General features: G+C 47.5%; 8 protein-coding genes. 6 read left to right on the top strand and 2 right to left on the bottom strand.

What is annotated here, in order from left to right; genetic code table 11:
• Nucleotides 1-24: 24 nt before the first annotated feature.
• Entirely contained in the window at nt 25-2,646 is a 2,622-nt protein-coding gene (locus IQ257_RS27810) for a chloride channel protein (protein WP_193881284.1), read from the bottom strand.
• A 151-nt stretch (nt 2,647-2,797) separates the two neighbouring features.
• Here IQ257_RS27810 and IQ257_RS27805 point away from each other — a divergent pair, with 151 nt between their 5' ends.
• From IQ257_RS27805 to IQ257_RS27780, 6 genes are all read left to right on the top strand, one after another.
• Nucleotides 2,798-3,787, top strand: a complete 990-nt coding sequence (locus IQ257_RS27805) for a 3'(2'),5'-bisphosphate nucleotidase (protein ID WP_193881287.1) — start codon at nt 2,798-2,800, stop codon at nt 3,785-3,787.
• A gap of 19 nt (nt 3,788-3,806) precedes the next feature.
• A complete protein-coding gene (locus IQ257_RS27800) occupies nt 3,807-4,166 on the top strand; it encodes a rhodanese-like domain-containing protein (RefSeq protein ID WP_193881289.1) in 360 nt (119 codons plus the stop codon).
• Nucleotides 4,167-4,446: 280 nt separating this feature from the next.
• Entirely contained in the window at nt 4,447-5,529 is a 1,083-nt protein-coding gene (gene hrcA / locus IQ257_RS27795) for a heat-inducible transcriptional repressor HrcA (protein WP_322744486.1), read from the top strand.
• Between the two features lie 38 nt (nt 5,530-5,567).
• Nucleotides 5,568-5,930 (top strand): hypothetical protein, encoded by a 363-nt coding sequence (locus tag IQ257_RS27790; RefSeq protein ID WP_193881292.1) that lies wholly within the window; start codon nt 5,568-5,570, stop codon nt 5,928-5,930.
• 176 nt (nt 5,931-6,106) lie between these two features.
• A complete protein-coding gene (locus tag IQ257_RS27785; protein WP_193881295.1) occupies nt 6,107-6,772 on the top strand; it encodes a tetratricopeptide repeat protein in 666 nt (221 codons plus the stop codon).
• Nucleotides 6,773-6,794: 22 nt separating this feature from the next.
• Nucleotides 6,795-7,469 (top strand): DUF2834 domain-containing protein, encoded by a 675-nt coding sequence (locus IQ257_RS27780; protein WP_193881298.1) that lies wholly within the window; start codon nt 6,795-6,797, stop codon nt 7,467-7,469.
• A gap of 2 nt (nt 7,470-7,471) precedes the next feature.
• On the opposite strand, the gene IQ257_RS27775 is transcribed toward IQ257_RS27780, so the two are convergent.
• Nucleotides 7,472-9,084: ATP-binding protein (locus IQ257_RS27775; RefSeq protein ID WP_193933399.1), on the bottom strand; the 1,613-nt coding region annotated here is incomplete at its 5' end.

Genomic DNA, 9,084 nt, shown 5'->3' with positions numbered 1-9,084 from the left:
AGATGTTACTCTACTCCCTACTCCCTACTCCCTCAAATCAACCCCTCCCCGCACTAAAATCACCGTACTGTCAACACCTCTAGCGATCGCTTCGGGAATATTGCCCTGAATCACCTGGGTAAGTAGCCCTTCTTGACTAGCTCCTAGAACTACAACGTCACACGAATCAGCTTTAGCCATATAAATGACTCCCTCAGAGACTGAACTGGATAGAGTTGGAGTTTTTACAATTTTGCCGCCAATGTGATGGCTCAAAAATTCTGCCGCTGTTTTCAGAGCTGTTGTGTCATTGAGGGGGCTAGTTGGCTCGAAAACTTGGCAGAGCCGGATGCTCGGTGGCTTACTGCCCAAGGCAACTAACGGTTTCATCAATTCTATGGCGCGTTCGGAATTCGGTCCCCCAGCAATGGGAATCAGCCAGCGATGGAAAAAAGGAAGTGAGTAGGGAGCCTTTAATGATTTGCCCATTTTCACCACCACTACGTCACAAAATGCCTGCCGAATCACCGTATCCACCGTGCTACTAAAAATGCGACCGGGGGTTAAGGTATTTCCTTTCCAACCCATGAGGATAAGATTAATATGTCGCTCTTTAATCGTCTCCAAAATCGCCTGAGCACTATCTTGAGCGACTCGCACCTGGGTATGAACTGGCACCTGCCAATCTCGCCCTAGCTTTTCGGCTTGACGCAGTAGCTTGCGGCTTTTAACCGTTGTTACCGAGGTTTCGGCTGGGGAACTGCTACGAGAAACTAAGATAACCTGTAGACACTCCAATTCATAATTGCGATCGCGGGCAATTGCGGCTGCCATCCGTAAAAGAAACGGCGCAGTCTGGGGATTGGCAAGCAGTACAAGCAATCGTCCGCGCCCTATGGCTGGAGCGCGGGTTTGATAAACAACATAGGAGGGTTCAGGCTGGAGTCCAATGTTAGGGGCTTTGCTATCGAGCCGATCCAATTCTGCCCGAATAATATCGCTGCGAGTAATAATTCCTACTAGCTTCCGCCCTTCTGTTACCGGCAAACGACTCAGTTGGTAGCGGTTGAGAAGATAAAGGACATCTGCTAAGTTGCCTGTAGGCTTGACCGTAATCGGGTGCGGTGTCATAATTTCCGCCAAGGGTGTAGTCCCAGGAAAAGGACAACGGGGTGGATTGCCCTTACTTTGAGTGGCATTGGTAATATCGGAGTGACTGACAATACCCACCAGTTCGCCGCCATCGACGATAGGAAAACCTTGATGAGACGAGCGCGAGACAGTTTTAACTGCCTGATCCAGCGTTATATCAATAGATAAGCTTTCCACCCGCCGCTGCATTAAGTCCGATGCCATTAATCCCGCTAAGGAACTTTTCTCAACTGCTTCAGTGGGTAAGCTGTAGCCCTTCCACTCCAATAAGCGCTGATAGAGCGATCCTTTCGTAAGCTGATCAGCAACCAGGTAGGAAACGACGCAAGTAATCATTAATGGCAGCACCAGATTAAAGTCCGTTGTCATTTCAAATACAATGACAATTGCTGTAATCGGCACCTTAGAAACCGCACTAAAAAAAGCGCCCATCCCTGCCAGGGCGTAGGTTGTCGGCAAACCTATATGCAATACATGAAACTCAATCAGCCCCACCAGGTAGCCGAGGGCAGAACCCAAAACCAAAGAGGGATGGAATAAACCCCCAGGAGCGCCGGAACCATAGGAAACGAGGGTGAGAAAGAAGTAAGTAATAAAGGCTAGGCTGGTAAATTGCCAACTGGCTTCACCTGTAATCAAAAACTCTCGCAACCCGCTGTTATTCCGAAAATCTTCGGGTAAAAGAGAAACCAAGCAACCGCAAATGAAACCCGCTAATCCAATTCGCAGGGGCAACGGTAGATTAATGCGACGGTTCAACGTCAGAGAGAAAAGAATGCCGCGATTGAATAAAGCCGCCAGTAAGCCCGCTAAAATACCCAATATCAGGTAAAAGGGAATTTCAGGAGCCGAGAAGCGGTTAGACATCTCGTTTATTGCTAAGTTGAGATCAAGGTTGTGACCTCCCAAAAGCCGTGAGGTAACGGCACCAATAAAGGAAGCTAAAATTGCCGTGCCTAAAGTCAAGCCCGAAAAATCATGAAGCAGTTCTTCAACGACAAAGAGAATACCCGCAATCGGCGCATTAAAACCAGCAGCTAAACCCGCCGCTGCACCCGCCGCAATCATCTGACGCCGATGGCTGGGAGAGGTGGGTAGCCAGCGACTAAATTGTGCTGCCAAAGCCGCTCCAATATGAACCGTCGGCCCTTGTCGTCCTAGAGTTAGCCCTCCGGCTATAGCCAGAATGGTACTTGCTAACTTGGTGAGAGCGACTCGCAAATCCAGTGGGATGGGAAATTGGGCTAGGGTAGCTTTGATTTGAGGAATTCCACTCCCAGAGGCTTCCGGGGCTAAACGCTCTATTAACCAACCCGAAAGTAATCCCAGAATGAGTCCAACAGCAGGTAAAACCAAGCCAGGAGGAAAACGATCGGCAGCCTGAATGCGCAACGAACCTAACCCGCTAATACTCTGTTTGAGCAGAACGGCGGAAAGAGCAGATACTAAACCAATTAAACAGGCTTCTGCGATCGCAAGCCGTCGTCTGGGTAATAACCATTGGCGAAAGCGCATATCAATTCATATTCAACTACCCCAACTTACTCCGCTTCGTAAGCTAAACGCTTACTCTCTTTGAGGATGGGGAATCCCGCGAACTTGTTGAAAACTTCTAAAGAATACGATAATTCTATTTCACGATTGCTTTAGACGGGCTAATCAAACTATGCCATATCAACACGAAAAACAGGTCGCTATCCGAGCCGTAACTGCTGCCGCCCAGTTGTGTGAACAAATTCGACGGGAGCAAAATGCTCTAGCGATCACCAAACCCGATCGCAGTCCTGTTACCATTGCTGACTTTGGCGCACAGGCAGTGATTTGTCAGGCGCTAGCAGCAGCCTTTCCCCATGATCCGGTGGTGGGCGAGGAAGATTCGGCGTTATTGCAGCGAGCAGACATGACCGAACGATTATCACAAGTGGCTAATTATGTCAAGAATCAGATATCGGATGCAAATCCTGAGGCAGTAACCGCCTGGATTGATCGAGGGAATGGGAAGGTTGCCCCACGATACTGGACACTCGACCCCATCGACGGCACGAAAGGATACCTGAGAGGCGACCAATATGCGATCGCCCTAGGGCTTGTTGAGGAAGGTGACTTGAAGCTCGGTATTATGGGTTGTCCGGCAATACCAGTCGATCCAACCCAACCGGATGGAGAACGGGGGGTTCTTTTTGTAGGGGTGCGAAATCAGGGAACGACAGTAATTCCCCTCGCTGGGGGCGAACCGCGTCAGATTTGCGTTAGTAATACTAGTAATGGAGATGCCCACCGACTCGTTGAGAGTGTCGAGTCAGCCCATGGCAATACATCCTTACAACAGGAAGTCACTCGCTTACTCGGCTTCACTGCCCCTCCTCTGCGGATGGATTCAATGGTGAAGTATGGCGTCATCGCCTGGGGTGAAGCCGCTCTCTACCTCCGCCTGCCGTCTCCCCTCTCATCCCCCAAGCGCCAGAATATATGGGATCATGCGGCAGGAGCTATTGTGTTAGAAGAGGCGGGTGGACGAGTGACAGATATGTACGGTCGGCGGTTAGATTTTTCTTGCGGGTCAAAACTGGTTAACAATCAGGGTATTATTGCCAGCAATGGTGCAATTCATGAAGCGGTGCTGGCAACTGTGAAACAGTGTATTAAAGCGAACTAAACAGACGACTGGGTTAAACATGGCAGCTTATTCTTTTAGTCAACCCATTTCTGAAATCAGCGTCGAAGAATTGGCACAGCGTATGGCTGAGTTTCCAGGGGGGCTTCAGCTTATTGACGTGCGAGAACCCCAAGAAGTAGCGATCGCGCAAATTGAAGGCTTTGAGGTTCTGCCGTTAAGTGAATTTGCCGAATGGTCTGACCAAATCCACCACCGCTTTGACCTTCAGACTGAAACGCTAGTGATGTGCCATCACGGTATGCGTTCAGCTCAAATGTGTCAGTGGTTGGTGCAACAGGGATTCACGAACGTCAAAAACGTGGTAGGTGGGATCGATGCGTACTCGCGAATGGTCGATCCTACCATTCCCTGCTACTAGTCAAAGCTCGTCGTAAGCTACAGCTAAGGGGTTCTTCTGTTATCTTATAAATCAATAACAATAAAAACAGGCTCACAATATCTCCTTGTCGCTGGGGTAATTGGGATGGTAGTCAATTTTGACCACTGACTCCCCCTCAACTCAGGGAAGCACAAGCACACCTCCTATAATCAGCTAAGTGAGGGGATGGGTCTGCCAGTTAATAGATTCCCAATAAAAATCATGATTTTGAACAATACTGTTGAAAATCTGATTATGTTTGGCTTTTGTTCAAATGCCTGTGCAAGTAAGTCTGAGTGATCGGCAACAACATATTTTGTGGGCAACCATCCGCCACTATATTGCCACCGCAGAACCGGTGGGTTCCAAAGTCTTGGCAAAAGAGTATGACCTCAGCGTCAGTCCTGCCACCATTCGGTCGTGCATGGGTATGCTGGAAAAGTCGGGATTGTTGTATCAACCCCACACCTCTGCCGGACGGGTTCCCTCAGACTCTGGCTATCGGATGTATGTCGATCAGCTTATTACACCTTCTGAAAGGGTGGGGCGTCACGTTGAGCATTTACTGACAGACCATTTGAGCTGGGAAGAGTCAAACTTTGAGGCACTGCTGCGAGATGCTGCGCAAATCCTCTCGACCTTGAGCGGGTACATTACTTTAGTTACCCTACCTCAGTCCCAAGCAACTCGATTGCGCCACTTGCAGTTGGTGCAGCCTGAACTGGGGCGGATTATGTTGATTGTGGTAACGGATGCCTATCAAACGCAATCGGTGCTGATGGAACTGCCCACCTTACCGGATGACGCTCAACTGGATGAGGAAATTGTCGAACGGGAGTTGCAGATTTTATCCAACTTTTTGAATAGCAAATTGCGGGGGCGATCGCTCAGTGAAATCTCTACCCTGGATTGGAGCGAACTCGATCGAGAATTTGCTCAGTATGCTGATTTCCTAAAAAAGTTGCTGACTGACTTGACTCGCCGCACCAAGGTACCCGTTTCTACACCGATCTTGATTCGCGGCATCTCAGAAGTGTTGCGTCAACCCGAATTTTCAGAGCTCCAGCAAGTGCAGATGCTGCTGCACCTGTTGGAAGAGGAACAGGAGCAACTGTTTCCTGTGATCTTCGATTTACCAGAAGAACTGATTCCCAAGCGTCGGGCGAAAGTCTGGATTGGTTCGGAAAATCCCCTAGAACCGATGCGCACCTGTACCCTAGTTTGTGCAACTTATCAGCAGGATGACGTACCGGTGGGAAGTGTGAGTATTTTGGGACCAACTCGGATGCTCTACGAAAATGCGATCGCTGTGGTGGAAGCTACGGCTGATTTTTTGAGTAGTGCCTTGAGTCAAGTCGCTTGAACGATGGGATGGGGACGAGGTATTTAGCAGGAAAACGGATGAAGATTGAAAAGTATACGGCGATTGTCTTTTCAGTTGTGCTGCTGTCTGTTAATTTAGCGATCGCTCAACCGACTTCTTCGCCACCGACTGCTAATCAACCCACTCCTACCCTGTCCGATCAGCAGCAGGAGGAAGTACAACAGTTAATCGAAAACGAAATTGATCGCAGTCGGACGATTAGCGATCGCGTTCAATCAGAAGTTGACCGCACCTTTGGCTGGACGATTGACCTCATTAATCTATTAATTACTGTATTGATCGCTATTCCTATCGTTACCGGATTAGCGGCTTTCTTTTTGCGTCAAAGCATCATTGACCAATTGGTACGGCAGACGAAAAAGCAGTTAAAGTTCAACTAGAAGTACAAGTTGCTGCTGAATTAAAACAACAACTTGACCAATTTAAACAAGAAATAGAAACCCTTAAACTAGACTTTATTGCTCAATTACAAGATTTATTTTTAGCGGCACAACAAGAAAAGGATAGGATTTGTCAAGAACTTGCAAAAATAACGCCTTCCATTATTCAAGAAGAAATGGTGAGTCCTGAAGTTCAACAAAAAATTCATGAACTTACCCAAAAACTTGAAGCCTTAAAGTCTACTTATCCTCAGCTTTATTTAACCTCTGATGATTTTGTCAGTCAAGGGAATGCTCTGTGGTATGATGGGCGTTACGACGAAGCATTTGTTTCTTACGACCGTGCGCTTCAAATCAATCCTAACTTGGCGGTGGCTTGGTCGGGTCGGGGCAAGGCACTCGATAAATTACGGCGATATGAAGAAGCCCTTGATTCCTACGAACACGCGATTCAAATCAAGCCGAATGATTTTAGAACTTGGTTTGGGCGGGGCTATACCCTAGAACATCTCAAGCGCTATGAAGAAGCGATTGCATCCTATGATCAGGTGATTCAACTGAAACCCGATTACCATCATGCCTGGAACCACCGCGCCTATGCTTTAATGAAATGCGATCGCTACCCAGAAGCTTGGAATTCGTTAGAAAAAGCCTGCCAGCTCAAACCTCATTCATCAGGTCTTCACTACAATCGAGCTTGTTATTATGCATTAAAAGGTCAGGTTGAACCCGCCATAGAAAATCTCAAGTTTGAGTCTAAACTAAAACAAAGAGCTAAAACAAATCCTGATTTTGATTTAATCCGTAGCGATGAAGGATTCAAGCAGTTTATAAACCAATAAATCTGCAATTTTTTAGGTAATTATGTTCAGAAAATTAGGATTTTGGTTAATCTGGGTCATCTTCATTAGTTATGCGTTCTTCCTTGCTCCTCCCAATCAACCGGATAGCTTTGAACTGATAAAAAACCTATCTACGGGCAACTGGGACGGCATCAATCCTTTAATTATCGCTTTATTCAATATCATGGGTATTTTACCCCTGATTTATGCCTGCTTGATATTTATCGATGGTCGAACGCAAAAAATTCCAGCATGGCTTTTTGCTACTGCTTCTTTTGGGGTGGGAGCATTTGCATTACTGCCTTATCTGGCGCTGCGACAACCGAATCAAGACTTTCCTGGCAAAAAAGATAGTGTCCTGAAGTTATTCGATTCTCGTTGGTTTGGCGTTGCCCTAACACTGGGTACTGTAAGTCTTTTGGGTTTTGGATTTCTGAAAGGTGATTGGAGTGATTTTATTCAACAGTGGCAAACTAGTCGCTTTATCCATGTGATGAGTTTGGATTTTTGCCTGTTGTGTCTGTTATTTCCAGCCCTTTTGGGCGATGATATGGCGCGGCGTGGTTTGAAGAATTCTTCGTGGTTTTGGGCAGTAGCGCTGGTGCCTCTAGTTGGTTCGCTATTATATCTGTGCCTGCGTCCACCTCTTGCAGACTCTGGGGAAGACGTAGCAACTGGCACTCAGCAGGCGGTCTAATTTCAAACTAACTTAGCGATCGCTTCTGCTAATTGAGCTGGCTCGATCGGTTTGGGAATATATCGTGTAAAACCCGATGCTATTGCCAACTGCTCATCGCTTTCTCTAGCATAGGCGGTCAAGGCGATCGCCGGAATTTGTCCCCCTTGTTCAGATGGCAGGCAGCGGATTTGGCGAATTAGCATATAGCCGTCCATTTCTGGCATAGCAATATCGCTGATTAACAAATCTGGCTGAGTTTCAGTGAAAGACAATAGTGCTTCCTTTGCCGAAGCAAACGCCCGGACATTTGCGCCGTACTCTTCTAAGATAAAGGTCAGCAACTCACGGCTATTGGCTTCATCCTCGACGACTAAAACCTTTAGATTGCTGAGATCGGGGGTGTCATTGGTCTGCTGTTCGTTTGAATGTAGTGGTTGAGGAGAAGAAATCAACGGTAGCTTCATGGTAAACGTCGTTCCTTTTCCCTCGCCCGAACTTTGTGCCTCAATCGTACCGCCGTGGAGTTCTACCAAATAGCGAACAATTGCCAACCCCAAACCCAAACCCCCAGCAGTCCGAGTTGTGGTGCTGTCTTCTTGGCGGAAGTGTTCAAAAACATGGGGGAGAAAGTCGGGATCGATACCTTTACCTGTATCGCTGACTTGAAGCTGACTCTCTGCTTCGAGGTGTTGCAAGCGAATTTCCACTCGTCCTTGAGGGGGGGTGAACTTAATTGCATTGGAGAGTAGGTTCCACACAATTTGCTGCAAGCGGTTAGGGTCGCCAGAAACAAGTCCCCGATTTTCATCCAATATCGTTTCAATATTAATGGATTTGGCAGTGGCAGCCAGACGAACAGTTTCAATCGCAGCCGCAATAGGGTTTGCTAAGTCTATAGAACAGGCATTCAGTTTCAACTTACCGCGCAAAATCCGGGAAACATCTAGTAAGTCGTCGATTAGTTGCGCTTGTAAAGAAGCGTTGCGCTCAATGGTTTCCAATGCCAGCTCGGTTTTGGCGGGATTAAGATTATGAGTACGCAGTAGTTTCGACCAGCCTAAAATGGGATTGAGGGGGGTGCGCAACTCATGAGAGACAACCGCAAGAAACTCATCTTTGATGCGGTTAGCGGCTTCGGCTTTTTTTAGGAGTTGTATCCGTTCCTGTTCAACTCGCTTGCTTTCGGTAATATCTCTCAAGGAAACCAGATAAGCCTTTTTTCCTTGCCAGTGGATTTTGACAACTCGCATCTGAGCGATTGCAGTTTCTCCCCTACTTCTACGAACATCCACCTCCGTATTGTCGCCATCGATCACCGGAAAACCAAGCAATTGACCCAACAACTCTTCTGATTCACGCTCTAAGAGGGAGAGGACGGCTGGGTTGACAAAGCGCACGATACCCCCTTCGTCTACGACCATAACTCCATCGGCAAGTTTAGAAATAATCGTTTGTAACTGCGCTTCGCTATCAAGCAGTGCTTTTTCTGCTTCTCCCCTTTGAGCAATTGCCCATCGGGATTGCTCTGTGAGTCGGGCAACTTCAGCAGTTTGTTCTGAAAGCCTTTGCTCTAAGTCAGCTCTGAGAGAATTAGGCTTAGTATTTGCCGCCTTTGCTTGGGAGGGTTGGGATG

It is taken from the genome of Coleofasciculus sp. LEGE 07092 (genome assembly GCF_015207375.1).
Classification (GTDB): Bacteria; Cyanobacteriota; Cyanobacteriia; order Cyanobacteriales; family Coleofasciculaceae; genus LEGE-07092.
This window is presented reverse-complemented; position numbering and strand designations above follow the sequence as displayed.

Bases quoted from the DNA above. Each gene is read 5' to 3' on its own strand.
- IQ257_RS27785 (WP_193881295.1), top strand. From the start codon at position 6,107: ATGGTGAGTCCTGAAGTTCAACAAAAAATTCATGAACTTACCCAAAAA.
- IQ257_RS27780 (WP_193881298.1), top strand. From the start codon at position 6,795: ATGTTCAGAAAATTAGGATTTTGGTTAATCTGGGTCATCTTCATTAGT.
- IQ257_RS27790 (WP_193881292.1), top strand. From the start codon at position 5,568: ATGAAGATTGAAAAGTATACGGCGATTGTCTTTTCAGTTGTGCTGCTG.
- IQ257_RS27805 (WP_193881287.1), top strand. From the start codon at position 2,798: ATGCCATATCAACACGAAAAACAGGTCGCTATCCGAGCCGTAACTGCT.
- IQ257_RS27810 (WP_193881284.1), bottom strand. From the start codon at position 2,646: ATGCGCTTTCGCCAATGGTTATTACCCAGACGACGGCTTGCGATCGCA.
- IQ257_RS27800 (WP_193881289.1), top strand. From the start codon at position 3,807: ATGGCAGCTTATTCTTTTAGTCAACCCATTTCTGAAATCAGCGTCGAA.